At 62.8% G+C, this 26,614-nt stretch carries 23 protein-coding genes and 1 riboswitch; of the genes, 13 read left to right on the top strand and 10 right to left on the bottom strand.

The window, feature by feature from the left end; all coding sequences use genetic code 11:
- Positions 1-6: 6 nt before the first annotated feature.
- Both epd and tkt read right to left on the bottom strand, forming a co-directional pair.
- Positions 7-1,068, bottom strand: a complete 1,062-nt coding sequence (gene epd, locus CQW31_RS24510; RefSeq protein ID WP_054887927.1) for an erythrose-4-phosphate dehydrogenase — start codon at positions 1,066-1,068, stop codon at positions 7-9.
- 151 nt (positions 1,069-1,219) lie between these two features.
- Positions 1,220-3,217, bottom strand: a complete 1,998-nt coding sequence (tkt, locus tag CQW31_RS24515; RefSeq protein ID WP_099815599.1) for a transketolase — start codon at positions 3,215-3,217, stop codon at positions 1,220-1,222.
- 226 nt (positions 3,218-3,443) lie between these two features.
- Between tkt and CQW31_RS24520 the strand changes: the two genes are divergently transcribed.
- The 4 genes from CQW31_RS24520 to CQW31_RS24535 all read left to right on the top strand — a co-directional run bounded on the left by CQW31_RS24520 (position 3,444) and on the right by CQW31_RS24535 (position 8,006).
- Positions 3,444-4,436, top strand: a complete 993-nt coding sequence (locus CQW31_RS24520; protein ID WP_054887929.1) for a metalloregulator ArsR/SmtB family transcription factor — start codon at positions 3,444-3,446, stop codon at positions 4,434-4,436.
- A gap of 19 nt (positions 4,437-4,455) precedes the next feature.
- Entirely contained in the window at positions 4,456-5,646 is a 1,191-nt protein-coding gene (gene metK / locus CQW31_RS24525; RefSeq protein WP_054887930.1) for a methionine adenosyltransferase, read from the top strand.
- Positions 5,647-5,790: 144 nt separating this feature from the next.
- A complete protein-coding gene (ligB, locus tag CQW31_RS24530) occupies positions 5,791-7,482 on the top strand; it encodes an NAD-dependent DNA ligase LigB (protein ID WP_099815600.1) in 1,692 nt (563 codons plus the stop codon).
- Positions 7,483-7,613: 131 nt separating this feature from the next.
- The gene (locus tag CQW31_RS24535) at positions 7,614-8,006 is read left to right on the top strand and encodes a DUF1090 domain-containing protein (RefSeq protein WP_054887932.1); all 393 of its coding nucleotides are present in this window, start codon (positions 7,614-7,616) and stop codon (positions 8,004-8,006) included.
- A 29-nt stretch (positions 8,007-8,035) separates the two neighbouring features.
- On the opposite strand, the gene CQW31_RS24540 is transcribed toward CQW31_RS24535, so the two are convergent.
- Positions 8,036-8,482 carry a cytochrome c gene (locus tag CQW31_RS24540; RefSeq protein WP_054887933.1) on the bottom strand — a complete coding sequence of 149 codons (447 nt, stop codon included), beginning with the start codon at positions 8,480-8,482 and terminating at the stop codon, positions 8,036-8,038.
- Positions 8,483-8,601: 119 nt separating this feature from the next.
- Between CQW31_RS24540 and CQW31_RS24545 the strand changes: the two genes are divergently transcribed.
- Positions 8,602-9,753: a murein transglycosylase A gene (locus CQW31_RS24545; RefSeq protein WP_099815601.1), complete on the top strand. Its 1,152-nt coding sequence runs from the start codon at positions 8,602-8,604 to the stop codon at positions 9,751-9,753.
- A 111-nt stretch (positions 9,754-9,864) separates the two neighbouring features.
- On the opposite strand, the gene CQW31_RS24550 is transcribed toward CQW31_RS24545, so the two are convergent.
- On the bottom strand, positions 9,865-10,251 hold the full coding sequence (locus tag CQW31_RS24550; RefSeq protein WP_054887935.1) for an MAPEG family protein: 387 nt from the start codon (positions 10,249-10,251) through the stop codon (positions 9,865-9,867).
- A gap of 28 nt (positions 10,252-10,279) precedes the next feature.
- The gene (locus tag CQW31_RS24555; RefSeq protein ID WP_099815602.1) at positions 10,280-11,113 is read right to left on the bottom strand and encodes an EamA family transporter; all 834 of its coding nucleotides are present in this window, start codon (positions 11,111-11,113) and stop codon (positions 10,280-10,282) included.
- Between the two features lie 563 nt (positions 11,114-11,676).
- On the opposite strand from CQW31_RS24555, the gene CQW31_RS24565 reads away from it, so the two are divergent.
- Entirely contained in the window at positions 11,677-12,912 is a 1,236-nt protein-coding gene (locus CQW31_RS24565) for a sodium:proton antiporter (protein ID WP_054884327.1), read from the top strand.
- A 30-nt stretch (positions 12,913-12,942) separates the two neighbouring features.
- Here CQW31_RS24565 and CQW31_RS24570 read toward each other — a convergent pair whose 3' ends face one another.
- The gene (locus CQW31_RS24570) at positions 12,943-13,344 is read right to left on the bottom strand and encodes an acyl-CoA thioesterase (RefSeq protein ID WP_054884326.1); all 402 of its coding nucleotides are present in this window, start codon (positions 13,342-13,344) and stop codon (positions 12,943-12,945) included.
- A 178-nt stretch (positions 13,345-13,522) separates the two neighbouring features.
- A riboswitch (S-adenosyl-L-homocysteine riboswitch) is annotated at positions 13,523-13,619 on the top strand.
- Between the two features lie 20 nt (positions 13,620-13,639).
- Here CQW31_RS24570 and ahcY point away from each other — a divergent pair.
- The 4 genes from ahcY (at position 13,640) to CQW31_RS24590 (ending at position 19,469) form a co-directional block, all read left to right on the top strand.
- Positions 13,640-15,049 (top strand): adenosylhomocysteinase, encoded by a 1,410-nt coding sequence (gene ahcY, locus CQW31_RS24575; RefSeq protein WP_099815603.1) that lies wholly within the window; start codon positions 13,640-13,642, stop codon positions 15,047-15,049.
- A 126-nt stretch (positions 15,050-15,175) separates the two neighbouring features.
- The gene (gene metF / locus CQW31_RS24580; protein WP_054884324.1) at positions 15,176-16,021 is read left to right on the top strand and encodes a methylenetetrahydrofolate reductase [NAD(P)H]; all 846 of its coding nucleotides are present in this window, start codon (positions 15,176-15,178) and stop codon (positions 16,019-16,021) included.
- A gap of 94 nt (positions 16,022-16,115) precedes the next feature.
- The gene (locus tag CQW31_RS24585) at positions 16,116-17,192 is read left to right on the top strand and encodes a hypothetical protein (RefSeq protein WP_099815604.1); all 1,077 of its coding nucleotides are present in this window, start codon (positions 16,116-16,118) and stop codon (positions 17,190-17,192) included.
- A gap of 378 nt (positions 17,193-17,570) precedes the next feature.
- A complete protein-coding gene (locus CQW31_RS24590; RefSeq protein WP_178075588.1) occupies positions 17,571-19,469 on the top strand; it encodes a DEAD/DEAH box helicase in 1,899 nt (632 codons plus the stop codon).
- 67 nt (positions 19,470-19,536) lie between these two features.
- Here the strand turns inward: CQW31_RS24590 and CQW31_RS24595 are convergent, their stop codons facing one another.
- From CQW31_RS24595 to CQW31_RS24605, 3 genes are all read right to left on the bottom strand, one after another.
- On the bottom strand, positions 19,537-20,136 hold the full coding sequence (locus CQW31_RS24595) for a YceI family protein (protein ID WP_054884321.1): 600 nt from the start codon (positions 20,134-20,136) through the stop codon (positions 19,537-19,539).
- 34 nt (positions 20,137-20,170) lie between these two features.
- Positions 20,171-20,722, bottom strand: coding sequence for a cytochrome b (locus CQW31_RS24600; protein WP_099815605.1), 552 nt, complete (start codon positions 20,720-20,722; stop codon positions 20,171-20,173).
- Positions 20,723-20,952: 230 nt separating this feature from the next.
- Positions 20,953-22,743 carry a flavin monoamine oxidase family protein gene (locus tag CQW31_RS24605; protein WP_099815606.1) on the bottom strand — a complete coding sequence of 597 codons (1,791 nt, stop codon included), beginning with the start codon at positions 22,741-22,743 and terminating at the stop codon, positions 20,953-20,955.
- A gap of 203 nt (positions 22,744-22,946) precedes the next feature.
- On the opposite strand from CQW31_RS24605, the gene CQW31_RS24610 reads away from it, so the two are divergent.
- The 3 genes from CQW31_RS24610 (at position 22,947) to CQW31_RS24620 (ending at position 25,793) form a co-directional block, all read left to right on the top strand.
- The gene (locus tag CQW31_RS24610; protein WP_099815607.1) at positions 22,947-23,438 is read left to right on the top strand and encodes a hypothetical protein; all 492 of its coding nucleotides are present in this window, start codon (positions 22,947-22,949) and stop codon (positions 23,436-23,438) included.
- A gap of 78 nt (positions 23,439-23,516) precedes the next feature.
- Positions 23,517-24,923, top strand: a complete 1,407-nt coding sequence (locus CQW31_RS24615) for an adenosylmethionine--8-amino-7-oxononanoate transaminase (RefSeq protein WP_099815608.1) — start codon at positions 23,517-23,519, stop codon at positions 24,921-24,923.
- Between the two features lie 147 nt (positions 24,924-25,070).
- On the top strand, positions 25,071-25,793 hold the full coding sequence (locus CQW31_RS24620; protein ID WP_054884316.1) for a 16S rRNA (uracil(1498)-N(3))-methyltransferase: 723 nt from the start codon (positions 25,071-25,073) through the stop codon (positions 25,791-25,793).
- An 8-nt stretch (positions 25,794-25,801) separates the two neighbouring features.
- Here the strand turns inward: CQW31_RS24620 and CQW31_RS24625 are convergent, their stop codons facing one another.
- Complete coding sequence (locus tag CQW31_RS24625; RefSeq protein ID WP_054884315.1) at positions 25,802-26,419, bottom strand: hemolysin III family protein; 618 nt, start codon at positions 26,417-26,419, stop codon at positions 25,802-25,804.
- Between the last annotated feature and the right edge of the window lie 195 nt (positions 26,420-26,614).

The following is a 26,614-nucleotide window of genomic DNA, read 5'->3' on the forward strand; positions in this document are numbered from 1 at the left end:
AGTCCTTCAGGGCTGTTTGCTGCGGGTTGGGTGGACGACGTGCAGATAGTGTTCGGCAACGTCGAGCATACGGTTGGCAAAACCCCATTCATTGTCGAACCAAGCCAGCAAGTTCACCAGGCGTGGGCCTGAAACGCGGGTCTGGCTGGCATCGACGATCGCCGAATGCGGGTCATGGTTGAAATCACAGCTGGCGTGAGGCAACTCGGTATAGGCCAGCAAGCCTTTCAGCGGGCCGCTCTGCGCGGCCTCGCGCAACACCCGGTTGACCTCGGCCGCACTGGTGTCGCGGGCGGTCTGCAGGGTGATGTCCAGGCAGGAGACGTTGACAGTCGGCACGCGTACCGCTTTGGCCTGGATTCGCCCGGCAAGTTCCGGAAGCAAGCGCTCGATACCGCGCGCCAGCCCCGTGGACACCGGAATCACCGACTGGAAGGCCGAGCGCGTGCGGCGCAGGTCCTCGTGGTGATAGGCATCGATCACCGGCTGATCGTTCATCGCCGAGTGGATGGTGGTGATCTGCACATACTCGATGCCGAATGCCTGGTCCAGCACGCGCAACAGCGGGACGCCGCAATTGGTGGTGCAAGAGGCGTTGGAGACCAGGCGTTCGTGGCCCGTCAGGCAATCCTGGTTGATGCCATAGACCACGGTGGCATCGACATCGGCCTCGCTGGCCATCGGCTGCGAGAACAATACGCGCGGCGCGCCAGCGTCGAGGAAACGCTGGCCATCGGCGCGGGTGTGATAGACACCGGAGCACTCCAGCACCAGGTCGATACCCAGGGCGGCCCAGTCGATGCCTTCAGGGGTGGCGCTGCGCATGACCTTCACGCAGTCGCCATTGATATGCAGACAGTCGCCGTCGACCTTCACCTCGCCGGGGAATCGCCCGTGGGTGGAGTCGAAGCGTGTCAGGTATTCGATGCTGGCCTGATCGGCCAGGTCGTTCAGCGCTACGATCTCGAAACCGGCCTTTGCCCCCCGCTCAAACAGTGCGCGCAGGACACAGCGGCCGATGCGGCCGTAACCGTTGAGTGCAACTTTGTAGGGACGCGGGTGGGGCATTGGGTGGCTCGCTAACGCATGATGGCTGTTGGGGCCGCCTCGCGGCCCATCGCGACGCAAGGCCGCTCCCACAAGGAACGGCGTACGCAGTACCCTGTAGGAGCGGCCTTGTGTCGCGAAACGAGGGCGAAGCCCTCGCCTTACGCCTGTATCAGTCTTCCAGCAGCTCTTCGGCGGTACCCAGGATGTTCTCCAGGGTGAAGCCGAATTCCTCGAACAGTGCAGCGGCCGGCGCCGACTCACCGTAGGTGGTCATGCCGATGATGCGGCCTTCCAGGCCGACGTACTTGTACCAGAAGTCCGCGTGGGCGGCTTCGATGGCGATACGTGCCGCGACTTCGACCGGCAGCACCGATTGCTTGTAGGCGGCGTCCTGGGCATCGAACACGCTGGTGCAAGGCATGGAAACCACGCGCACCTTGCGGCCCTGCTCGGTCAGTTTGGCGTGCGCCTGAACGGCCAGGCCCACTTCCGAACCGGTGGCGATCAGGATCAGCTCAGGCTCGCCAGCGCAATCCTTGAGCACGTAGCCGCCGCGGCTGATGTTGGCGATCTGCTGGGCGTCGCGATCCTGGTGCTGCAGGTTCTGACGCGAGAAGATCAGTGCCGATGGGCCGTCCTTGCGCTCCAGGGCGTTTTTCCACGATACGGCCGATTCGACCGCGTCGGCTGGGCGCCAGGTGTCCAGGTTCGGTGTGCTGCGCAGGCTGGTCAGCTGCTCGATCGGCTGGTGAGTCGGGCCGTCTTCGCCCAGGCCGATGGAGTCGTGGGTATAGACGTGGATCACACGCTGCTTCATCAGGGCCGACATGCGCACGGCATTGCGGGCGTATTCCATGAACATCAGGAAGGTCGCGCCGTAAGGCACCAGGCCACCGTGCAGGGCGACGCCGTTCATGATGGCGGTCATGCCGAACTCGCGCACGCCGTAGAACACGTAATTGCCGCTGGCATCATTGGCTTCGACGCCCTTGCAGCCCTTCCACAGGGTCAGGTTGGAGCCGGCCAGGTCAGCCGAACCGCCGAGGAACTCAGGCAGCAACGGGCCGAAGGCGTTCAGCGCGTTCTGGCTGGCCTTGCGGCTGGCAATGGTTTCGCCTTTGGCGGCCACTTCGTTGATGTACGCCTGGGCCTTCTCGCTGAAGTCGGCCGGCAGCTCGCCGCTGGCACGGCGCTTGAACTCGGCAGCCAGCTCCGGGTAGGCCTTGGCGTAGGCGTCGAAACGCTGGTTCCAGTCGGCTTCGGCCTTGGCGCCGGCAGCCTTGGCATCCCATTCGGCGTAGATGTCGGCCGGAATTTCGAACGGACCGTGGTTCCAGTTCAGTTCCTTGCGGGCCAGGGCGATTTCGTCGTTGCCCAGCGGCGCGCCGTGGCAGTCTTCCTTGCCCTGCTTGTTCGGCGAACCGAAACCGATGATGGTCTTGCAGCAGATCAGGGTCGGACGGTCGCTCTTGCGCGCGGTCTCGATGGCCATCTTGATTTCATCGGCATCATGACCGTTGACGTTACGGATCACCTGCCAGTTGTAGGCTTCGAAACGCGCCGGGGTATTGTCGGTGAACCAGCCGTGCACTTCGCCGTCGATGGAGATGCCGTTGTCGTCGTAGAAGGCGATCAGCTTGTTCAGGCCCAGGGTGCCGGCCAGCGAGGCGACTTCGTGGGAGATACCTTCCATCATGCAGCCGTCGCCGAGGAACACATAGGTGTGGTGGTCGACGATGGTGTGGCCGTCACGGTTGAACTGGGCGGCCAGCACTTTCTCGGCCAGGGCGAAGCCCACGGCGTTGGCAATGCCTTGGCCGAGCGGCCCGGTGGTGGTCTCGACGCCAGGGGTGTAGCCGTATTCCGGGTGGCCCGGGGTGCGGCTGTGCAGCTGGCGGAAGGCCTTGAGGTCGTCGATCGACAGATCGTAGCCGGTCAGGTGCAGCAGCGAATAGATGAGCATCGAGCCGTGGCCGTTGGACAGCACGAAGCGGTCACGGTCGGCGAAATCCGGGTTGCTCGGGTTGTGCTTCATGTAGTCGCGCCAAAGCACTTCGGCGATATCCGCCATGCCCATGGGGGCACCTGGGTGGCCGCTGTTGGCCTTTTGCACGGCATCCATGCTGAGGGCACGAATGGCGTTGGCACGTTCACGACGGCTGGGCATCGCTGATCTCCTGGGGCTTGAATAGGTGGTGTCACGAAAAAGGCGGCCATTTTCGCCCAGTGCGGGGGCTGGGGGCAATGACGGATGGTCGCAGTTGGGGGATTTTCCTGTGATTGGCCTGCATAACGGCGAAAAAACCGCCAGACGCACCCGCCCATCAGCCAATATCAAAACTTTTTGATATTGGCCTTGCGGGGGCAGCCCTGCCTGTCTAGACTGCCGTCCCATGAACCTCCGTGCGCAACCGATCCCTCAGCAAAGCGACACACTGGCCGCCCTGTGCAAGGCCAGTGGCGATGCGCTGCGCCTGAATGTATTGCGCGCCCTGGCCAGTGATTCGTTCGGCGTGCTGGAACTGGCGCAGATCTTCGACATCGGCCAGTCGGGCATGAGCCATCACCTCAAGGTACTGGCCCAGGCCGAGCTGGTGGCCACGCGGCGCGAAGGCAATGCGATCTTCTACCGTCGTGCCCTGCCCGACGGCCAGCGCTTCGGCGGGCGCCTGCACATGGCCCTGCTAGATGAGGTGGACGACCTGACCTTGCCGGAGGATGTCCAGGCCCGTATCGCCCAGGTACAGCAGCGCCGCGCCGCCACCAGCCAGGACTTCTTCTTGCGCGTGGAAGAAAAATTCCGCGCCCAGCAAGACCTCATCGCCGGCTTGCCGCAATACCGCGAGAGCCTGCTGGCGCTGCTCGACAAACTGAACTTCGCGCCGACCGCCAGCGCGCTGGAGGTCGGCCCCGGCGATGGCGGTTTCCTGCCAGACCTGGCACGGCGTTTCGCCCAGGTCACGGCCCTGGACAACAGCCCGACCATGCTCGAGCTGGCGCGCCAGGTCTGCGAACGCGAACGCCTGGGTAATGTAAACCTGCAGTTGGCCGATGCACTGGGTGCAACGGATGTGGAAGCCGACTGCGTTGTGCTGAACATGGTCCTGCACCATTTCAGCGACCCGGCCCTGGCCCTGCGCCAGCTGGCCAAACGGGTGAAGGCAGGCGGCAGCCTGCTGGTCACCGAACTGTGCAGCCATGACCAGGGTTGGGCGCGGGAAGCCTGCGGCGACCTCTGGCTCGGCTTCGAACAGGACGACCTGGCCCGTTGGGCCACAGCAGCCGGGCTTGCCCCCGGGGACAGCCTCTATGTGGGCTTGCGTAACGGTTTCCAGATCCAGGTCCGCCATTTTCAGCGGACGGCTGGCGACACTCACCATCGGTAAATTTTAGGAACCCGTCGAGATGAGCGAATACTCCCTTTTCACCTCCGAGTCCGTGTCCGAAGGGCATCCGGACAAGATCGCCGACCAGATTTCGGACGCGGTCCTTGATGCCATCATTGCCCAGGACAAGTACGCCCGCGTTGCCTGCGAAACCCTGGTCAAGACCGGTGTCGCCATCATCGCCGGCGAAGTCACCACTTCCGCCTGGGTCGACCTGGAAGAGCTGGTGCGCAAGGTCATCATCGACATCGGCTACAACAGCTCCGACGTCGGCTTCGACGGCGCCACCTGCGCGGTGATGAACATCATCGGCAAGCAGTCGGTGGACATCGCCCAGGGCGTCGACCGCTCCAAGCCGGAAGACCAGGGCGCAGGCGACCAGGGCCTGATGTTCGGCTATGCCAGCAACGAAACCGACGTGCTGATGCCAGCACCGATCTGCTTCTCGCACCGCCTGGTCGAGCGCCAGGCCGAAGCACGCAAGTCCGGCCTGCTGCCGTGGCTGCGCCCGGACGCCAAGTCCCAGGTCACCTGCCGCTACGAAAACGGCAAAGTGGTCGGTATCGACGCCGTGGTCCTGTCGACCCAGCATAACCCTGAGGTCTCGCAGAAAGACCTGCAGGAAGCCGTGATGGAGCTGATCGTCAAGCACACCCTGCCGGCCGAACTGCTGCACAAGGGCACCCAGTTCCACATCAACCCGACCGGCAACTTCATCATCGGTGGCCCGGTGGGCGACTGCGGCCTGACCGGCCGCAAGATCATCGTCGACTCCTACGGCGGCATGGCCCGTCACGGTGGTGGCGCGTTCTCCGGCAAGGACCCTTCCAAGGTCGACCGCTCCGCCGCCTACGCCGGCCGCTACGTGGCCAAGAACATCGTTGCCGCCGGCCTGGCCGAACGTTGCGAGATCCAGGTGTCCTACGCCATCGGCGTGGCCCAGCCGACCTCCATCTCGATCAACACCTTCGGCACCGGCAAGGTGTCCGACGACAAGATCATCCAGATCGTACGCGAGTGCTTCGACCTGCGCCCTTACGCCATCACCAAGATGCTCGACCTGCTGCACCCGATGTACCAGGAAACCGCGGCCTACGGCCACTTCGGCCGCGAGCCGCAGCAGAAGACCGTCGGCGACGACACCTTCACCACCTTCACCTGGGAACGCACCGACCGCGCCCAGGCGCTGCGTGACGCTGCCGGCCTGTAATTTTCCTGCTGCGGTAACTGAAAGCCCCTGCCGAGTGATCGGCAGGGGCTTTTTTGTGACATATCGGCTGACAACTGGGCGGCGCAACACGCGCTGCCGTTGCCTAGGCTGAGGCTTCCCCTCCGCCAAGCAAGGATGCTGGCCATGCCGTTGCTGTTCCTGTTTCTGCTCGCTTTTTCGTTCAACGCGCACGCCGCTGGCTGCCCGGCCTGGCCTGCCGAGCGGGCACGCGCCGAAGTCACACGCCTGCGCGAGGCGGTCAGCCAGTGGGATGATCACTACCATCGTCTGGGCGAATCCCTGGTGGCCGATGAAGTTTATGACCAGAGCCGGCAACGCCTGCTGCACCTGCAAGGGTGTTTCGCCCTGGAGAGCGAGCTGGACTCCTTGGCCAGCGCACGCGGGCCAATTGCCCACCCGATCCGCCACACCGGTGTCGACAAGCTCTCGGATGAACAGGCCGTGAGCCAATGGATGGTCGGCAAGACAGGCGTCTGGCTGCAGCCGAAGGTCGATGGCGTCGCCGTGACCCTGGTCTATCGCCAAGGCAGGCTGGTGCAGTTGCTCAGCCGTGGTGATGGCAACCAGGGACATGACTGGAGCCGACATATCGAAGTTCTGCAAGGTATCAACCAGCAGTTGCCCAACCCCGTTGATCTGATTCTGCAAGGTGAGCTGTACCTGCGGCTGGTTGATCATGTGCAAGCGCAGCAAGGTAGCGTCAACGCGCGCGGCACCGTCGCGGGCTTGCTGGCGCGCAAGCAGCTCGCTCGTGAACAAGGCGCGGGCATTGCGCTGTTTGTCTGGGACTGGCCGCAAGGGCCAAGCGATCAGGGCGAGCGAGTGGCTCAGCTGGCTGCGCTGGGTTTTCCCGATAGCCAGCGCTACAGCGTGGCCATCCGCAGCGCTGGCGAGGCGGCACACTGGCGCGAGCATTGGTATCGCTCTGCCCTGCCCTTCGCCACGGATGGGGTGATCCTGCGTCAGAACGCACGGCCATCCGCCGAACGCTGGCAAACCAATGCGCCGTACTGGATTGCCGCCTGGAAGCACCCCTTTGCCCGGGCGTTGGCCGAAGTACGTGACGTGCGCTTTCGCATAGGCCGCACGGGGCGAATCACACCGGTGCTGAAGCTGCAGCCAGTACGGCTCGACGACCGCCTGGTTACCCAGGTAAGCCTGGGCTCCCTGGCTCGCTGGCAGGCACTCGACATTCGCCCGGGAGACCAGGTAGCCATCAGCCTGGCGGGGCTGACCATCCCGCGCTTCGAGCAGGTAGTGCTGCGCGCCACCGAGCGCGATGCGGTTACGGCACCTGCGCCAGATCAATACAACGCTTTGACATGCTGGCAGGCTAGTGAAGGCTGTGAAGACCAGTTCATTGCTCGGCTCACCTGGCTCAGCGGCAAACAGGGCCTGGCCATGCGGGGCACCGGGCCCGGCACATGGCGACGACTGGTACGAGGCGGGCAGGTGGCAACGCTGGCAGACTGGCTGGCGCTGGACGCCGAGCGACTGGCCCAGCTACCTGGCATCAGCGATACCCGCGCCAGGCGCCTGCAACAAAGCTTCGAGGCTGGCCGCAGCAGGCCTTTCGCCCAGTGGGTCAGCGGTCTTGGCGTGCCAGTACCGCGCAATCTTCCACTCGAGGAGGACTGGGCAACCCTAACCCAGCGTTCAGCCACGCAATGGCAAGCCTTGCCCGGTATTGGCGCATCCCGCGCCAGCCACCTGCACGCATTTTTTGCGGCCGAGCAGGTGCAGGCCCTGGCGGAGCAGCTGAGCGAAAGCGGCATCCAGGGGTTCCCTGCGGCTGCCACCGGTGTGAGGCAATGAGTTTTAACAAAATCCGTTGTAGGAAATTGTCTGGATTACTTCAGAAATATCCACCAAGGGTTCCTATATAGGCAAAACCAAGGCAGGATTTGCTCCATCTTTTGCTGCCCCGCCCCCTCAAGGAGGCTTTGATGAACATGTTTTCCACCCTGGCACTGCTGACCACGCTTGGCCTGGCTGCTGGCGCTGCCCAAGCCGCCCAGCCCGACGAGGGCCTGACCGGTTGCGCCGCCAAGCGCAGTGCCATCGAGAACCAGCTGAAAATCGCCCGCGACCACGGTAACAGCGATCAGGTTGCTGGGCTCGAGGAAGCATTGCGCGGCGTTGAGCATTGCACCGACGCCGGCCTGCGCAAAGAGCGCGAGCAGAAAGTGCTCGATGCCCGTCACGAGGTGGCGCAGCGCGAGAAGGACCTGAAGAAGGCCGAGAAAAAAGGCGACGCGGAAAAGATCAACAAGCGCAAGGACAAGCTTGCCGAGTCTCGTAAAGAACTGCAGGAAGCGGTGGACGACCTGGATCGCTGATCTGCCTGATCGCCTGTTGACGCAGGCGATCAATGGTTGCGGAATTCGCTATGACACGCCTTGCACGCCGCCTCGACCTTGTCCATCGGCGCCTTCAGTTGCGCCGCGTCCAACGGCTGGGTCCGGGTCACGTCAACCAACTCACCGGTCACGCTCTCCAGTTGCCGGGCGAGGTCATGGAAGCGCGCCTGACGTTCCCACACTTCCGGTCGGGCACTACTGTCACCCTCGTCCCGCGCTTGCGGAAAATGCTGCCACGGCGCATGGGCCAAGCCATCGAGCTTCAACGCACCCGCGGCGAACTTCACCCCGTCGAAGGGCAAGCGGCCGCGCAACATGCCGCCCATGTCTTCGCTGGTCTTGAGCATGTCCTTGAATATTGCCTTGCGTTTGCCCAGCGGCGAATTAGGGTCGACCCGGTCACAGGCCGTCAGGGCAAGGGCAGCGAGCAGTACAACGGTCAATCGCTTGAACATCACGGTCACTTGAGCCTACACAAAGGGGCGGTCAGTATCGCTGCCTGCCAGGCAAAGACCAATAGCCACATAAAACACAAGGGCGAATCTTCATGTTCGCCAGCCACAGGTAATCATTGATGAAATCTGCCCTGCGCCATCTGGCCTGGACACTCCCGGCACTCGCCCTGCTGGCCGGCTGCAACGGCGGCGAAAACGCCAAGCCCGAGCCTCACGCCATTGCTACCTATGCCCCTGCTACCTGGAAAGACCTGCCTGCGGTCAGCGATGAAGACCTGCTGGCCGGCTTCTACGCCTGGCGCGCCGGCTGCGAGAAACTCAAGCGCGACACGGTGTGGGCCGCCACCTGTGAAGCGGCCGGCAGCGACACGGCGAGTGCCACCCAGGTACGTACGTTCCTTGAGCAGAACCTGCAGGTGTATGGCCTGCGTGCCGCCGACAACAACGCCAACGGCCTGATCACCGGCTACTACGAGCCGGTCTACCCCGGCAGCCTGAAGCGCACCGAAGCGGCCCACGTGGCAGTCTATGGCGTACCCGAAGACATGATCGTGGTCGATCTGGCCAGCGTATACCCCGAACTCAAGGGCAAGCGCCTGCGTGGCCGCCTGGACGGTCGCGTGCTCAAACCCTACGACACCGCCGAGGTGATCAGCCGCGATGGGGTCAAGGCGCCTGTGCTGGCCTGGCTGACCGATCCGATGGACCTGCAATTCCTGCAGATCCAAGGTTCGGGCCGGATCCAGCTGGAGGATGGCCGCCAGCTGCGGCTGGGCTACGCCGACCAGAACGGCCACCCCTACCGGCCAATCGGCCGCTGGCTGGTGGAGCAAGGCCAGTTGAAAAAAGAAGACGTGACCATGGGCAGCATCCACGCCTGGGCCATGGCCAACCCGCAGCGCGTGCCGGAACTGTTGGCCAGCAACCCGAGTTATGTGTTCTTCAGTACTCGCCCGGACAGCAACGAAGGGCCTCGCGGCTCGCTGAACGTGCCGCTCACCGCTGGATATAGCGTGGCCATCGACCGCAAGGTGATTCCGCTGGGTAGCCTGCTGTGGCTGTCTACCACGCGCCCGGATGGGTCGCCGGTGGTACGCCCGGTGGCGGCCCAGGACACGGGTGGAGCGATTGCCGGGGAAGTGCGTGCCGACCTGTTCTGGGGGACCGGCCCGGAGGCCGGGGAACTGGCCGGGAACATGAAGCAGCAGGGGCAGATCTGGATGCTGTGGCCCAAAGGCCAGCCACTGCCTGAGGTGCCTAAAGTGCTTTGATCGGCGGTGGGTTCTTCGCGGGCTCGCCCGCTCCCACAGGTACGCCACGGCCCTCGACTGCTGCGCTGTACCTGTGGGAGCGAGCAAGCCCGCGAAGCAGGCGACTCGGTCTCAGACTGAAACCACGAAGAACGAAACGATCAACGCCAACCCGGCAACCCAAACCAGCGAACGCAGCGCCGCCCAGTCCGCCAGATAGCAGATGATGTAGAGCAGGCGACTGGTGATATACATCACACCCAGTACATCCTGGGTCACCTGTTCGGCATTACCGACGATATCGGCCACCAGCACCGCCGCCGCAAACGCCGGAAAAGCCTCGTAGCTATTTTGCTGGGCAGCATGTGCGCGGCGCGGCAAGCCCGACAGCGTGTCGAGGAAGGCGCGCGGGTCGTGATTGTCCTTGAGGCCAAAGCGGCCGCTCGACACCTTGGCGATCAATGCGCACAGTGGCGCCAGAAACAACGCGATGAGAATGCACCACAGGGCAACGGTCATGGACTGGATTCCTTGTTCGATCGAGAGGTCAGAGCTTCATCACCAGCATGCCTGCCAGGACCAGCCCGCAAGCTAGGAGTCTCGGCCCGCCAAAAGGTTCTTTGAGGTAGCGCATGCCCATCAGCACCACCAGGATCACACTCAGTTCGCGCAGGGCCGCCGCTTCGGCCACCGACCCCAGGTGCATGGCCCACAACACCAGTGCGTAACTGAACAGTACGCAAAAGCCCACTGCCAACCCCAAACGCCACTGGGTGCGCCAGAACAGCATGAATGGCGCCCGCCGCGCCACCCCGGCCAGCAACGGGAATGGCCAGGCGCTGAGCAGCGTCAACCACACCAGGTAGTCCCAAGGCTTGCCCCACAAACGCACCGCCTGGCCATCGAACCAGGTGTAGCAACCGATACACAGGCCGATCAGCGCCACCACCGGCAACATCGACCAGGGCAACCGATCACCCCCTCCTCCTTGCCACAACAGGCAAGCCATGCCACACGGGATCAGCAGGATGCCGATGATCTGCTGCGAGCTGAGCGACTCACCGGCAAACGCCAGGGTCAGCCCCAGTACCACCAGCGGCGACAGGCCGCGCATCAGAGGATAGACCAGCCCCAGGTCACCGACCCGATAGGCCTGGATCAGCAGGAACCGGTACAACTGCTCGGCCAGCGCCGAAGCCAGCAGCCAAGGCCAGATCTCGGCGGGCGGAAACTCGGTGAAGGCCACGGCGCACACGGCGAACAGCAACGCCACGACGTCCATGCTGGCGATCACCAGCAGGCGCTCGGCGCTGAATTTGATCAAGGTGTTCCAGGTCGCGTGCAGCAGGGCGGCGACCAATACCAGGGAAGTTGCCAGCACGCCTCTGGATCCTTGTGACGTTTTTGAGGGATGAATATATAGCGTTGGGCCGCAGGTTGCCTGGGATGTGTACGCCGGGAGCGATTCAGCGCCTGTCAGATCGAGCGCCGCCCGCGCGGCGCATCGCGGGCAAGCCCGCTCCCACATTTGTTTCGGGCCAATCTCTTCTGTGAAGCCATCAGGGACCGCCTTGTTTGTCCCCTTCCATATCAAGGCGGGCACCATTGCTTACCATCGGCCTTCAGCCATGCGTCACTGCTTATCATCGACCTTCAGTCATGCACCAAGGCGGGCCCTGTTGGCGGTACAGGAGTGACTGGCCCGAAACAGATGTGGGAGCGGGCTTGCCCGCGATGCGCCGCGCGGGCGGCGCTCGATCTTACAGGCGCTGAAAATGCTGTGGCATGCACCTGGCCGCCCTAATGCAACCTTCAGCAGTGAACGCTCGGAACGATTCCGACAATCCTGGTCAAATCCTGTGTCCCGACCCCCTCGCCAGATCATCAAAGAACTGCCCGAGCCATTCGGGTAACGACTTGGAAGCCACTGTCACAGGATTCGGGATGCTTGAACTAGTTGCCGCGTTTATCTGCCTCACCACCCTCCTCACCTATGTGAATTACCGTTTCATCGGCCTGCCACCCGCCATCGGCGTAATGGTCACGGCGTTACTGTTCTCCCTCATCCTGCAGGGCCTGAGCCTGATCGGCTTCCCCGGCCTGGAAGAACGCGTCGAAGGCCTGATGAACCAGATCGATTTCAACGACCTGCTGATGCACTGGATGCTGGCCTTCCTGCTGTTCGCCGGGGCACTGCACGTCAACCTCAGCGACCTGCGCAGCTACCGCTGGCCGATTGGCCTGCTGGCCACCCTGGGCGTGCTGATCGCCACCGTGGTGATCGGCTACCTGTCGCACTGGGTGTTCGCCCTGTTCGGCTGGCAGGTGCCGCTGATCTACTGCTTGTTGTTCGGCGCGCTGATCTCCCCGACCGACCCGATCGCCGTGCTGGGTGCGCTGCGCACCGCCAACGCCTCCAAGCCATTGAAGACCACCATCGTCGGCGAATCGTTGTTCAACGACGGTACCGCGGTCGTGGTGTTCACCGTTTTGCTGGGCATCATTCAGCTGGGCGAAACGCCGAGCGTCACCGACACCGCCCTGTTGTTCGCCCGCGAAGCCATCGGCGGGGTGCTGTTCGGCGGTGTGATCGGCTATGCCACCTACCGCATGATCAAGAGCGTCGAGCAGTATCAGGTCGAGGTCATGCTGACCCTGGCACTGGTGATCGGTGGCTCGGCGATGTGCTACGAGCTGCATGTTTCAGCACCGATCGCCATGGTGGTGGCGGGGCTGATCATCGGCAACCTGGGCCGCAACCTGGCGATGAACGACATGACCCGCCGCTATATGGACGGCTTCTGGGAACTGATCGACGACATGCTCAATGCCCTGCTGTTCGCCTTGATTGGCCTGGAGCTGTTGCTGCTGCCGTTCAACTGGCTGCACCTGGCGGCGGGTGGTGTGCTGGCGCTGGCAGTGCTGCTCTCGCGGCTACTGACCGTAGCCCCAGCGATCGTGCTGTTGCGGCGCTGGCGGCCGGTGCCCCAAGGCACCATCCGTGTGCTGACCTGGGGCGGCCTGCGGGGAGGCGTGTCGGTTGCACTGGCGCTGTCGCTGCCAATGGGCGACGAACGCGACCTGCTGCTATCGATCACCTACATCGTGGTGTTGTCGTCGATCCTGGTGCAGGGTTTGAGCATCGGGCGCGTGGTGCGCAAGGTCAGCGTACAGCCTTGAAAACACTGGGGCCGCCCTGCGGCCCCAGCGTCATTCGACTGCGGAGTCCGGGAACTGGTCCTGGATATACTTGATTTCGGTCCGCCCATGGGCCGCCGGCAGGCCATCCTCACCCAGGTTGACGAAAACCATCTTGTCGACCGTCAGAATGCTCTTGCGGGTGATCTTGTTGCGCACTTCACACTTGAGGGTGATCGAGGTGCGGCCGAACTCGGTGGCGGTGATGCCCAGCTCGATGATGTCGCCCTGGCGCGAGGCGCTGACGAAGTTGATCTCCGACATGTACTTGGTCACCACGCGCTGGTTGCCTAGCTGGACGATCGCGTAGATTGCCGCTTCTTCGTCGATCCAGCGCAGCAGGCTGCCGCCGAACAGCGTGCCGTTGGGGTTGAGGTCTTCGGGTTTAACCCACTTGCGGGTGTGAAAGTTCATCTGTACTCCTGACCGGCTTGGCTAACGTGAAGTAATGATGGCAGAGCGGCCGCCACCGCTCCATTGAACATCGACTATCGTCGCGATAAATCGACAGAAAGCCTTGGGTGTGTCACACAGCCACGGCTATAATCGCAGCCGTTCTCATGGCTGCTCACTGTGGCGGCCATCCCGCCACCCATCCGAGGGGCGCTGCAGCAGGCTCGGCCTGTCAGGCTCGGTTGGGGCGTTGTCCGCTGAAGCGGACGCTCAACGCACAACGGCGCCCATTCGCACACTACGAATGGAGGCTCTCATGAGCGCTGTAAACACGCCTGCTGGTTTTTCCGATTTCAAGGTCGCCGACATTTCCCTGGCCGACTGGGGCCGCAAGGAAGTCATCATCGCCGAATCGGAAATGCCCGCACTGATGGGCCTGCGCCGCAAGTATCAAGCCGAGCAACCGCTCAAGGGCGCGAAGATCATCGGCTGCATCCACATGACCATCCAGACCGCCGTGCTGATCGAAACCCTGGTCGCACTGGGCGCCGAAGTCCGCTGGTCGTCGTGCAACATCTTCTCCACCCAGGACCAGGCCGCTGCCGCCATCGCCGCCGCCGGCATTCCTGTATTCGCCTGGAAAGGTGAAACCGAGCAGGAATACGAGTGGTGCATCGAGCAGACCATCCTGAAGGATGGCCAGCCTTGGGACGCCAACATGGTGCTGGACGACGGTGGTGACCTGACCGAAATCCTGCACAAGAAATACCCGGCCATGCTGGAAAAGATCCACGGCGTGACCGAAGAAACCACCACCGGCGTGCACCGCCTGCTGGACATGCTGGCCAAAGGCGAGCTGAAAGTCCCGGCGATCAACGTCAACGACTCGGTCACCAAGAGCAAGAACGACAACAAGTACGGCTGCCGTCACAGCCTGAACGATGCCATCAAGCGCGGCACCGACCACCTGCTGTCGGGCAAGCAAGCGCTGGTCATCGGCTACGGTGACGTGGGCAAGGGCTCGGCCCAGTCGCTGCGTCAGGAAGGCATGATCGTCAAGGTCACCGAAGTTGACCCGATCTGCGCCATGCAGGCCTGCATGGACGGCTTCGAAGTCGTTTCGCCATTCAAGGACGGTATCAACACCGGTACCGAAGCCGGCATCAACGCCGACCTGCTGGGCCGCATCGACCTGATCGTCACCACCACCGGCAACGTCAACGTCTGCGACGCCAACATGCTCAAGGCCCTGAAGAAGCGTGCCGTGGTCTGCAACATCGGCCACTTCGACAACGAGATCGACACCGCCTTCATGCGCAAGAACTGGGCATGGGAAGAGGTCAAGCCGCAGGTTCACAAGATTCACCGCACCGGCGCGGGTACTTTTGACCCGCAGAACGACGATTACCTGATCCTGCTGGCCGAAGGCCGCCTGGTGAACCTGGGTAACGCCACTGGCCACCCGAGCCGCATCATGGACGGTTCGTTCGCCAACCAGGTGCTGGCACAGATCTTCCTGTTCGAGCAGAAGTTCGCCGAACTGCCAGCTGCCAAGAAGGCCGAGCGCCTGACCGTGGAAGTGCTGCCGAAGAAACTCGACGAAGAAGTGGCCCTGGAAATGGTCCGCGGCTTCGGTGGCGTGGTCACCCAGCTGACCCCGCAACAGGCCGAGTACATCGGTGTGACCGTCGAAGGCCCGTTCAAGCCGGACGCCTACCGCTACTAAGCGGCAGGCTTGAAGCGATACGCTTCAACGCCGAAACCTGAACGATGCCCAAGCCAGATCGGCCATCACCGATCTGGCTTTTACTTGCAGCTTGCTGCTTGAGGCTTGCTGCTCGAGGAACGCCAGATGTCCCAAGATCGCCGTTACAGTTTCGAGTTCTTCCCAACCAAGACCGACGCCGGTCACGAAAAGCTGATGGGCGTGGCCCGCCAGCTGGCCGCGTACAATCCGGACTTCTTCTCTTGCACCTACGGTGCCGGTGGCTCGACCCGCGACCGCACACTGAACACCGTGCTGCAGCTGGAAAGCGAAGTGAAGGTCCCTGCCGCACCGCACCTGTCCTGCGTGGGTGACACCAAGGACGAGCTGCGCGCCCTGCTGGCCGAATACAAGGCCGCCGGCATCAAGCGCATCGTCGCCCTGCGTGGCGACCTGCCGTCGGGCATGGGGATGGCCAGTGGCGAGCTGCGCTATGCCAGCGACCTGGTCGAGTTCATCCGCCAGGAAACCGGCGACCACTTTCACCTGGAAGTAGCGGCCTATCCGGAAATGCACCCACAGGCGCGCAACTTCGAGGCCGACCTGGGCAACTTCGTGCACAAGGTCAAGGCCGGTGCCGATAGCGCCATCACCCAGTACTTCTTCAACGCCGACAGCTACTTCTACTTCGTCGAGCGGGCGCAGAAGATGGGCGTGGACATCCCGGTGGTGCCCGGCATCATGCCGATCACCAACTACAGCAAACTGGCGCGTTTCTCCGATGCGTGCGGCGCCGAGATCCCGCGCTGGATTCGCAAGCAGCTGGAAGCCTACGGCGACGATACGGCGAGCATCCAGGCCTTTGGCGAAGAAGTCATCACCCGCATGTGCGAACAACTGCTGCAAGGCGGCGCACCGGGCCTGCACTTCTACACCCTCAACCAGGCCGAGGCGAGCCTGGCGATCTGGAACAATCTGAAACTGCCACGCTGAAACTTTTTGGCGTCATCAAATTCTCAAACAATTAAGGCTTTAGTCGTAGACTAGGGCCTTATTTATTTTGTGGCTTTGATAGGTGTCGTCTGCAATGCAACATTTTCTGCCATCTCGCCCTCAGCTCGTCTACTTGGCGTTCGGCCCGGCCACCTATCATCAGGAAGCCTGCTTTAGCATCGTCAGCGCTATTGCGAATCTGGGGGGCAATACCAACCTGGCCATCGACATCCAGGTCTATACCGACAAAGCCGAGCCTTACGCAAAACTGCCCGTAACCGTTCATCTGCTTGACGAGGCCACCCGCAAGGCCTGGAACCAGCCCCACGGTTATCACTTCCGCAGCAAGCATGTGCTGTTGCGCCAAGTGCTGCAGCAACACCCCCAGGCCGTGCTGATCGACACCGATACCTTCTTCCGCAAGTCGCCGCTGCAACTGTTCCAGCGGGTCAAGCCAGGCACGCTGCTGTGCAATGCCATTGGCGCGCGCTACGGCGCGAACCAGCAGTGCCTGCTGTACAAGAATCTGCTCGGCATTCTCGAACCACGTGGCCTGGCCGATTGCCAGATGCCGTTGGTCAACTCGGGCGTGATTGGCCTGTGCGCCGAGAACAGCGACGTGCTGGACCGCTCGATTGCCATGATGGACGAGTTCTACCCTTTGGCCCGCACTGCCTACACCCTGGAAGAGTTCTGCCTGGCGGTGGCCGCTTACCGCAAGATGGAATTGGCCGAATGCACCGACGTCATTCATCACTACTGGAGCCGCAAGGCCCAGTTCCGCGCCAAGATCCAGGCCTGGCTGGGTAAGCACGGCCATAACCCACTGGGGCCGGCGGCGCTTGCCGATGTGGCACTGGTCAACGACCAGCTGCCACGCCCTCCGACCTTGCAGCGTCTGGGTTACAAAGCCTTGAGCCTGACCATGCCCAGCCGCGAGCGCCAGTTCGTGCGCGAACTGCTGTATGGCTGCTACCCCTACCCCAACGAGTTCGATCGCGCTTGTGCAACGGCCTGGTGGGACAAGGCGCTGGAAAACCTCAACGAACGCCATGGGCGCATCGAGCCCGAGCAATTGCGTCAGTGCCTGCGCCACCCGAGCCTGCGCCTGTCACTGGGCGGCCGGCGCAAGGATATCGAGGCGCACCTGCTGCGTTCTTCCGATCGCTGAGGCCTGAAACAGGGGCTTGATCTTCACTGGCCTTAGCCTTGGTAAGCACGTAATGCCACGCCACGCCACGCATCGCCCATTTGCGGTGCCACCTACTGCTTAGGATCCTGGCAGTCTTGTCGGCACCGTTGAGCAGCAGGAAAGCAGCACGCGGCGTCAGCTCTGTTATACTCGGGCCTTCCCGCCCGGCTCACGCCCGGACGCTCGGCCTCGCAACAGGCATCCCGATCGGCATCGACGCCCCTTGGCGTCCACCCTCCGCTTCCCGGATGCGCAGTGAAAGCCCAGCTGGACCGGACGCGATCGCATCCCTTGGATGCCCGTCGCGCCAGGCAGAACATCCCAACGGGCCCAGCCCACACGAGAACAGGATTGCCCATGTCCTTTGCTTCCCTCGGTCTCTCCGAGGCTCTTGTCCGCGCTATCGAGGCAGCGGGCTACACCCAGCCGACCCCGGTGCAACAGCGGGCCATTCCCGCCGTGTTGCAAGGCCGCGACCTGATGGTTGCCGCACAGACTGGTACTGGTAAAACCGGCGGCTTCGCCTTGCCGATCCTTGAGCGCCTGTTCCCGGCCGGCCACCCCGACAAATCCCAGCGTCATGGCCCACGCCAGCCGCGTGTCCTGGTCCTGACCCCAACCCGCGAGCTCGCCGCCCAGGTACACGACAGCTTCAAGGTGTACGCCCGCGACCTGCCACTGGTCAGCGCCTGCATCTTCGGCGGCGTCGGCATGAACCCGCAGATCCAGGCCATTGCCAAGGGTGTCGACGTGCTCGTCGCCTGCCCGGGGCGCCTGCTCGACCTGGCCGGCCAAGGCAAGGTCGACCTGGCCCACGTTGAAATCCTGGTCCTCGACGAAGCCGACCGCATGCTCGACATGGGCTTCATCCATGACGTGAAGAAGGTCCTTGCCCGCCTGCCGGCCAAGCGCCAGAACCTGTTGTTCTCGGCGACCTTCTCCAAAGACATCACCGACCTCGCCGACAAGCTCCTGCACAACCCGGAGCGTATCGAGGTCACCCCGCCAAACACCACCGTCGAGCGTATCGAGCAGCGCGTCTACCGGCTGCCCGCCAGTCACAAACGCGCCCTGCTGGCGCATTTGATCACGCTGGGCGCCTGGGAGCAGGTTCTGGTATTCACCCGCACCAAGCACGGCGCCAACCGCCTGGCCGAGTACCTGGAAAAGCACGGCCTGACCGCTGCCGCTATCCACGGCAACAAGAGCCAGAACGCCCGCACCAAGGCCCTGGCCGACTTCAAGGCCAACAGCGTACGCGTGCTGGTGGCCACCGACATCGCCGCCCGAGGCCTGGACATCGACCAGCTGCCCCACGTGGTCAACTTCGAGCTGCCGAACGTCGAGGAAGACTACGTGCACCGCATCGGCCGTACCGGCCGTGCCGGGCGCTCGGGCGAGGCCATCTCGATGGTTGCGCCGGATGAAGAAAAGCTGCTCAAGAGCATCGAGCGGGTCACCAAGCAGAAGATCCCGGATGGCGACCTGATGGGCTTCGACGCCAGCCAGGTAGAAGCTGAAAAGCCTGAAGTGCGCGAACGCCAGCAGAACAGCGGCCGCGGCGGTCGCAACCAGCAGGCTCGCGGCGAAGGCGGCAAAGATGCCAATGGCGGCCGCAAGGACAAAGGCAAGGATAAAGGCAAGGCCAAGCAGCAGGCTGCGGACAAGCCGGCCGACAAGGAAAAGTCTGGCGACAAGCAACAGCAGCAACGCAAGCCGCGTGACAAGAAGCCGCGCCAGCAACAGCAGACCAGCAACAGCCCTATCCCGAAACCGGCTGCCGACCGTGATCCAGAGGAGTTCCTGGACGACGATATCGACAACTTCGGGAACCGCGCCGACTACGTCAGCCCTTACCAGAACGCTAAGGGCCAAGGCCGCAACCGCCGTCCGGGTGGTGCAGGTCAAGGCCAGAGCCAGAGCCAAGGCGCAAGCCAGCGCAGCAACAACGGTGGTGGCCAAGGCCGCAACACTGGCGGCCAGCAGCGCAGCGGCAGCGGCGAAAAGCGCCCACGCAACAGCAACGGTGGTGGTGGTGCACGTCGTGACAACAATGGCGCGGGCCGCAACCGTTCGGCCGGGCGTAACGATGCATCGCGCCAGGAGCCGGCAGTACGCAGCCCCCGCGAACAGCACCAGCCCGTGATCATCCGCAAGGAATCCAAGCTCGACCGTTACCCGACGCCAGAGCAGTTGGATGACCTGCCGAGCCGCCCGCGTGGTGAGCGACCTGCGCTGCTCACCCGCAAAGGCTGAGTTCATGCATCAGGCATAAAAAAACGCCGCCCAATGGGCGGCGTTTTTTATTGCCTGTTCAGCAATATCACTTCTGCTGAACACCTTCGAACACAAAGTACAGCTCAACTTTCTCGGACAGCGGACCGAGGTCCATGGATTTCGGCGCGAAATCCTTGCGGTTGATATCGAGCTTGCCCTCGAAGCCGGCACGGTAGCCGCCCCATGGGTCCTTGCCTTCACCAATGAAGGTGGCCTTGATCACCACCGGCTTGGTCACGCCAGTCAGGGTCAGATCACCGGCGACATCGGCAGTCAGTTGACCTTCGGCGTTCTTGCCGGTCGGGGTCACCTTGGTCGACTTGAAGGTGGCAGTGGGGTACTTGGCTACGTCAAGGAAGTCCTTGCTCTTGATGTGCTTGTCCCGCTCGGCGTGGTTGGTATCTACGCTCACAGTCTTGAGGGTGACATCGATCTTGCTGGCTTCAGGCTTGGCCGGGTCCCAGCTGAAGTTACCATCCCAGTCCTTGAAGGTACCGGTGATGAAGCTGTAGCCCAGGTGGCTGATCTTGAAATCAACGAACGCGTGCTGGCCTTCCTTGTCGATCTTGTACTCGGCAGCCATGGCCTGGCCGGCGGAGAACAGAGCGGTACCGAGCGCCAGAGCGGCAAAAGTCTTTTTCAACATCCTTACTTCCTTCCTATGCAATTGAGGTTGAGAGTCAAGCTTTGCGGCCCAGCATGCGGGTCAGGGTCGCGTCACGGTCGATGTAATGGTGTTTCAGGGCCGCCAGGGCATGCAGCACGGCGAAAATCACCAAGCCCCATGCCAACCACAGGTGAATCACGCCGGCGACGTCCGCTTGGTCGGGCAGGTCGCTGATCAGCGCCGGCACCTCAAACAGGCCGAACACCGGAATGCCGACGCCGTCGGCAGTGGAAATCAGGTAACCGGCGATCATCACCGCAAACAGCCCGAGGTACAGCGCCAGGTGCCCCAGCTTGGCCGCCACGCGGGTGAATGCCCCGTGGTTGGCCGGTGCCGGCGGTGGCGGACTGATGAAACGCCAGACCACACGCAACAGCATCACCGCCAGCAATACCAGGCCGATGCTCTTGTGCAGGTCAGGGCCGGCCTTGCGCCAAGGGTCGTAGTAGCCGAGATCGACCATCCACAGGCCCAGGCCGAACAGGCCGAAGACTGCCAGTGCAACGCCCCAGTGCAGGACGATGCTGACCACGCCATAGCGAGAAGGTGAATTGCGCAATTGCATGATGACGTAGTTCCCCGTGAAAGCTGTGCACAGACTAGCGCGTAACGTATCGAAGAAAAGCTTAAAAAATTGCTTTGGATTATCGATAAATACGATGAATAGTGTGTAAGTTACCTATTAAGGAAACATTAACAATAGGCGGAGAGTTCGTGGTTGCCAGTACCGGCCTCTTCGCGGACACGCCCGCTCCCTGTAAGAGCGGGTTTACCCGCGAGAGGCCGCTACAGGATTCAGTTGGCCTTGGCCTGAGTATTGTTCACCGCCTTCTTCACCGGCTCGGATCTGACCGTGGCTTTTTTCGGCTCGACGGCCTTTTTCGTCTGTTTGGCCGCAGGCTTGTGTGCCGGTGCATGCTTGGCCGGTACCGGCTTGGCTGGCGCAGCCTTCGTCGCGGCGGGCTTGGCTGGCTCTTCCTTGGCGATTTCAGCAGGGGCAGGCGCTACAGGGGCTGCTGCGGGTACCGGTGCTGGCGCGCCTGCCTCAACCTTGGGCTCCACCTTGGCAACCGGCGCAGCCTTGACCTCAGGCTTGTCGGAACCACCGAACAGGCGCGAGAAGAAACCGCCGCCATTGTCCTTCTTCGCCACAGCGGCACCGGCTGTCGCCGCTGCCGCGACGGTCGCAGCCCTGGCCGGGTCGAACGACTTGCCGGCGAGCAAGTCCTGCACCTGGCCGGCAGCACGCTGGCCGCTGCGCAGGGCGCCTTCGAGGGTGCCTGGGTAGAGCGCATCGGTGTGCTCACCGGCAAAGGTGATGCGCTGCACCGGGCGCTCCCACAGGCGCCAGTACTTGCTGATCTGCCCTGGGCCGTATGCCAGGTAGGCGCCACCGGTGCCGGCATCGATGCTGTAACGCTTGACCTCATAACCGGTAAACGCACCGCGAGCCTGTGGATAGAACGCATGCAGGCGGATCAGCACCTGGTCGACCATCTGTTTGTCGCCGAACGCCTGCAGCAGCCGCGCATTGTCACCCGACAGGTTGATCACCACGTTGGCACCGCCCTTGAGCGCCGGCTCGATCCACAGCATGCCGAGGCCGGCGTTACTGAAGATCTCGCCCGACATGCGCGCGCGGCTTTCCCAAACAGGTTGCTTGAACTTGAGCATCAGCTGGTCACGCCAGCCGTAGTTGGTGCCCTTGAGCGCCGCCATATGCTGGGTGTCCAGGCCTGGGGTGATCTGAATCTTGGCCAGCGCCCGCAGAGCAACCGCCATCACCAGGTAATCGGCCTTGTAGTCGGTGCTGCCGACCTTGACGCTGACGCCGTCCTTGTCCTGCACGATTGCCGTGACCGGCGAGCTGGTCTTGATGGTCTTCAGTTGCTTGACGAATGCCTGGGCCAGCACCGGGCTGCCGCCTGGCAGGCGCGCGGCACGCAGGTCGCGATCACTGACGCCGCGGTAGACGCGGTTCTGCTGAGCGAAGTAGAGCAGCGACAGGCGCGATGGCTCGTCGTAGCGGGTACGGATCTGCTGGTTGATCAACTGCCGTGCGGTGGCCGGCAATTGCAGCTTGTCGAGCCAGGTGGCGACGTTGATCTGGTCCAGGGCGAACAGGGTGCTGTTCGCCTGCGGGTTGAGCGGGTCATCGATCGAACGGGCCAGGTCGTCGAGGGTCTTTTCGTAGCGCTTGAGGGCCTCGGCGGTAGCCGGCTGCTTGGTGGTCAGGTCGGCGGCGCTGAAGTACTCGCCGTCGATCAGGTAGCCGGGGGTACGGACGAACTCCGGAGCGGGCAGTGTTTCAAGCTTGAAACGGTCAAGGTACTGGTTGAGCACCGGCTGGGCCTTGGCGTTACCGATCCATTCGCTGGTGGCCAGGCCCGAACGGCCACCCATGCCTGACTTGGCCTCTAGCAGGGTGACCTGCCAACCCTTGTTCTGCAGTTCATAGGCCGCAGTCAGGCCAGCCAGGCCGCCACCCACGACGATTGCCGAAGGTGTCTTGTCCTTTGCCAGCGCGGCGCCGCTGGACACACCGATCAATACCAACGCGCACAGGCGCACCCAAGCAGCAGCCATGTCGGCGAACTCCGAGTTGAAATAGCAGGGATGGGAAGAGGCGGGAATGCCCCGAGAGTCGATGCGCTAAGAATACGTCAGGTATCTGGACCCTGCCAGCACGGCGACATCAAGTGCCTCTGGCAACTGGCATTTTTGTCAGTAGCCAGGCTTCTGGCCATTAGGCGAAGCTGGCTGAAAAAACCGACAAAAGGAGCTGCGCCATGACCTATGTGGAGCATTTCGCACAGGTAGAAAGGCAATTCTTGTGGCACAACCAGACGGTACGCACCCCCTCAGGCCTGAAAATCCGCTCCAACGGTACGTCATGGACCGGCCTGCATGAAGCCTTCAAAGGCGATGAAGGCACCGAGCTGGTGATTGGCGAGCACAGTGACGTGGAAATCACCTTCAACCAGGAAGTCGAATGCCTGCGGCTGGAGTATTACGTCGTCAGCGACCAGCACTTCGACGATGTGCAGGTGCTGCTGGATACCGATGGCTGCGACATGGAACTGATCGCCCCGATACCGCGCAATTTCTACTGGCTCACCCTGTCCGGCAGCGGCTATACCGACTTCAGGCCGGGCCCGATCTCCACCCAACCCTATCATCAGCTCATCGAGGGACCCTTCCGTCGCCTGACCATATCCACTTCACAGGCTGGCACCGTACATATTCGCAAGCTGGAATGGACCCGCACCTGCCGTCATTGACCACTAGCGGTTGTCCTGCCCCCTGGCTTTGCTTAGGCTTACGCGGTCAAAGCAGGCAGTAAGCCAGGAGAAGTGCCCATGGGCCTCAACGATCAGTGGATGCAACGCGACCTCAAGGTCTTGTGGCACCCCTGCACCCAGATGAAAGACCACGAGCAGCTGCCACTGATCCCGATCCGGCGTGGTGAAGGCGTGTGGCTCGAGGACTTCGACGGCAAACGCTACCTGGATGCCGTGAGCAGCTGGTGGGTCAACGTGTTCGGCCATGCCAACCCGCGCATCAACCAGCGCATCAAGGATCAGGTCGACCAGCTGGAGCATGTCATCCTCGCCGGCTTCAGCCATCAACCGGTGATCGAGCTGTCCGAACGCCTGGTCGCCATGACCCCCGCCGGGCTCGACCGGGTGTTCTACGCCGACAACGGCTCGTCGTGCATCGAAGTGGCGTTGAAGATGAGCTTCCATTACTGGCAGAACATCGGCAAACCGGCGAAAAAGCGCTTCGTGACGCTGACCAACAGCTACCACGGCGAGACCATTGCCGCGATGTCGGTCGGCGACGTGCCCCTGTTCACCGAAACCTACAAGGCACTGCTGCTCGACACCATCAAGGTGCCAAGCCCCGACTGCTACCTGCGCCCCGAGGGCATGAGCTGGGAAGAGCACTCGCGCAACATGTTCGCCGCCATGGAACAGACCCTGGCCGAGCATCACGAAACCCTCTCGGCAGTGATCATCGAACCGCTGATCCAGGGTGCTGGCGGCATGCGCATGTATCACCCGGTGTACCTCAAGCTGCTGCGCGAAGCCTGTGACCGTTATGACGTGCACCTGATCCATGACGAGATCGCCGTTGGTTTCGGCCGCACCGGCACGATGTTCGCCTGCGAGCAGGCCGGCATCCGCCCGGACTTCCTGTGCCTGTCCAAGGCCCTGACCGGTGGCTACCTGCCGCTGGCCGCCTGCCTGACCACCGACAAGGTGTACCAGGCCTTCTACGACGATTACCCGACCCTGCGCGCGTTTCTCCACTCGCACAGCTACACCGGCAACCCGCTGGCCTGCGCCGCGGCCCTGGCGACGCTGGACATCTTCGAGCAGGACAATGTGATCGAGGCCAACAAGGCCCTGGCCACGCGCATGGCCAGCGCCACCGCGCACCTGGCCGATCACGCCCACGTCGCCGAGATCCGCCAGACCGGCATGGCCCTGGCCATCGAGATGGTCCAGGACAAGGCGACCAAGGCTGCCTACCCGTGGCAGGAGCGCCGTGGCCTGAAAGTGTTCGAGCACGCCCTGACCCGCGGCGCCTTGCTGCGCCCGCTAGGTAGCGTGGTGTACTTCCTGCCGCCGTACGTGATCACCCCGGAGCAGATCGACTTCCTCGCCGAAGTGGCCAGCGAAGGCATCGACATCGCCACCCGCGACAGCGTCAGCGTCGCCGTACCGGCCAACTTCCACCCCGACTTCCGCGACCCGGGCTAAATCCGACCGTTCGCCATACCACTTTCCCTGTGGGAGCGGGCATGCCCGCGAACAAGGGCGAAGCCCTTGCCAGGCACCGCGGTGCCTAATTCGCGGGCACGCCCGCTCCCACAGGGGATCTATGTCTCTCTTATACCGAGCAAACCCATGAGACTGTCCCGCTTCTTCATCGACGCCCCCCTGAGCCTGGGCGAGCACGACCTGCCCGAAGCCCAGGCCCACTACATCGGCCGCGTCCTGCGCATGGCCCCTGGCGACGCCGTGCAACTGTTCGATGGCAGTGGCCAGGAATACCTCGGCCAACTGCTCGAGGTCGGCAAGAAGACGGTACGCGTCAACCTCGACCAGGCCCTGGCCGGCCAGCCCGACTCACCGCTTCACGTCCACCTCGGCCAAGGCCTGTCCCGCGGCGAGCGCATGGATTGGGCGATCCAGAAGGCCACCGAGCTTGGCGCCAACGCAATCACCCCGATCGTCAGCGAACGCTGTGAAGTGCGCCTGAAGGACGAACGTGCCGACAAGCGCCTGGCCCACTGGCGCCAGGTGGCAATCAGTGCCTGCGAACAATGCGGCCGCTCGACCCTGCCGGTCATTCATCCACCGGTGACCCTGGCCGAATGGCTCAAGGGCACCGAAGCCGACCTCAAGCTGGTGCTGCACCCGGTCGCCGCGCCATTGACCAGCCATGACAAGCCGGCAACGCTGGCGTTCCTGATCGGCCCGGAAGGCGGCCTGAGCGAGGCGGAAGTCGATCAGGCCAAGGCTGCGGGCTTCCATGCCGCACGCCTCGGGCCGCGGGTATTGCGTACCGAGACAGCGCCGGTGGTAGCGCTGTCGGTAGCGCAGCAGTTGTGGGGTGATTTTTCGTAAACAAAAAGCTAACGCACGTACAGCGACACCGCCACGAAGTGCATCAGGCTGCCGACAATCACGAACAGGTGCCAGATGCCATGTGCATGGCGTAAGCGGCTGTCGAGGGCGAAGAAAATGATGCCGACGGTGTAGAACACGCCGCCGGCCGCCAGCCAGGTGAAGCCGGCAGTACCGAGGCTGTTCAGCAGCGGCTTCACCGCCACCAGCACGATCCAGCCCATCAGCGCATAGATGATGATCGACAGGATACGCGCTTCCGAGCGCGGCTTGATCTCTTGCAGCATGCCGATCACCGCCAGGCCCCAGACCACGCCGAACAGGCTCCAGCCCCAGGGCCCGCGCAGGCTGACCAGGCAGAACGGGGTGTAGCTGCCGGCGATCAGCAGGTAGATCGACAGGTGATCGAGCTTGCGCATGATCACCTTCGCCCGCCCGCGGGTGCTGTGATAGAGGGTGGAGATGCTGTAGAGCAACAGCAAGGTGCTGCCGTAGATGGAGAAACTGACGATCTTCCAGGGGTCGCCCTGCAGGCCAGCAGCGACGATCAGCCAGATGGCACCGATACAGGCCAGGACGGCACCGACCAGGTGGGTCCAGGCATTGAAGCGTTCACCGTAGTACATGCAAACACAGACCTCCTGAGGTGGACTGGGTTCCTGAGTCATCCTGTTCCGGCCTCTTCGCGGGCATGCCCGCTTGTATGGTTAGACTTGAAGGGGTGGTGGGACTAAATGCCCGATTCTGACTGTTCGCAGCAGTACAGACCGTGGGAGACATCGCCCCACCCCTTCCACCAAAGCGCCGATAAAGAATGCATC

The organism is Pseudomonas sp. 382 (assembly GCF_002759075.1).
In the GTDB taxonomy this organism is placed as follows: domain Bacteria; phylum Pseudomonadota; class Gammaproteobacteria; order Pseudomonadales; family Pseudomonadaceae; genus Aquipseudomonas; species Aquipseudomonas vlassakiae.

Bases quoted from the DNA above. Each gene is read 5' to 3' on its own strand.
- epd (WP_054887927.1), bottom strand. From the start codon at position 1,068: ATGCCCCACCCGCGTCCCTACAAAGTTGCACTCAACGGTTACGGCCGC.
- tkt (WP_099815599.1), bottom strand. From the start codon at position 3,217: ATGCCCAGCCGTCGTGAACGTGCCAACGCCATTCGTGCCCTCAGCATG.
- CQW31_RS24520 (WP_054887929.1), top strand. From the start codon at position 3,444: ATGAACCTCCGTGCGCAACCGATCCCTCAGCAAAGCGACACACTGGCC.
- metK (WP_054887930.1), top strand. From the start codon at position 4,456: ATGAGCGAATACTCCCTTTTCACCTCCGAGTCCGTGTCCGAAGGGCAT.
- ligB (WP_099815600.1), top strand. From the start codon at position 5,791: ATGCCGTTGCTGTTCCTGTTTCTGCTCGCTTTTTCGTTCAACGCGCAC.
- CQW31_RS24535 (WP_054887932.1), top strand. From the start codon at position 7,614: ATGAACATGTTTTCCACCCTGGCACTGCTGACCACGCTTGGCCTGGCT.
- CQW31_RS24540 (WP_054887933.1), bottom strand. From the start codon at position 8,482: ATGTTCAAGCGATTGACCGTTGTACTGCTCGCTGCCCTTGCCCTGACG.
- CQW31_RS24545 (WP_099815601.1), top strand. From the start codon at position 8,602: ATGAAATCTGCCCTGCGCCATCTGGCCTGGACACTCCCGGCACTCGCC.
- CQW31_RS24550 (WP_054887935.1), bottom strand. From the start codon at position 10,251: ATGACCGTTGCCCTGTGGTGCATTCTCATCGCGTTGTTTCTGGCGCCA.
- CQW31_RS24565 (WP_054884327.1), top strand. From the start codon at position 11,677: ATGCTTGAACTAGTTGCCGCGTTTATCTGCCTCACCACCCTCCTCACC.
- CQW31_RS24570 (WP_054884326.1), bottom strand. From the start codon at position 13,344: ATGAACTTTCACACCCGCAAGTGGGTTAAACCCGAAGACCTCAACCCC.
- ahcY (WP_099815603.1), top strand. From the start codon at position 13,640: ATGAGCGCTGTAAACACGCCTGCTGGTTTTTCCGATTTCAAGGTCGCC.
- metF (WP_054884324.1), top strand. From the start codon at position 15,176: ATGTCCCAAGATCGCCGTTACAGTTTCGAGTTCTTCCCAACCAAGACC.
- CQW31_RS24585 (WP_099815604.1), top strand. From the start codon at position 16,116: ATGCAACATTTTCTGCCATCTCGCCCTCAGCTCGTCTACTTGGCGTTC.
- CQW31_RS24590 (WP_178075588.1), top strand. From the start codon at position 17,571: ATGTCCTTTGCTTCCCTCGGTCTCTCCGAGGCTCTTGTCCGCGCTATC.
- CQW31_RS24595 (WP_054884321.1), bottom strand. From the start codon at position 20,136: ATGTTGAAAAAGACTTTTGCCGCTCTGGCGCTCGGTACCGCTCTGTTC.
- CQW31_RS24600 (WP_099815605.1), bottom strand. From the start codon at position 20,722: ATGCAATTGCGCAATTCACCTTCTCGCTATGGCGTGGTCAGCATCGTC.
- CQW31_RS24605 (WP_099815606.1), bottom strand. From the start codon at position 22,743: ATGGCTGCTGCTTGGGTGCGCCTGTGCGCGTTGGTATTGATCGGTGTG.
- CQW31_RS24610 (WP_099815607.1), top strand. From the start codon at position 22,947: ATGACCTATGTGGAGCATTTCGCACAGGTAGAAAGGCAATTCTTGTGG.
- CQW31_RS24615 (WP_099815608.1), top strand. From the start codon at position 23,517: ATGGGCCTCAACGATCAGTGGATGCAACGCGACCTCAAGGTCTTGTGG.
- CQW31_RS24620 (WP_054884316.1), top strand. From the start codon at position 25,071: ATGAGACTGTCCCGCTTCTTCATCGACGCCCCCCTGAGCCTGGGCGAG.
- CQW31_RS24625 (WP_054884315.1), bottom strand. From the start codon at position 26,419: ATGTACTACGGTGAACGCTTCAATGCCTGGACCCACCTGGTCGGTGCC.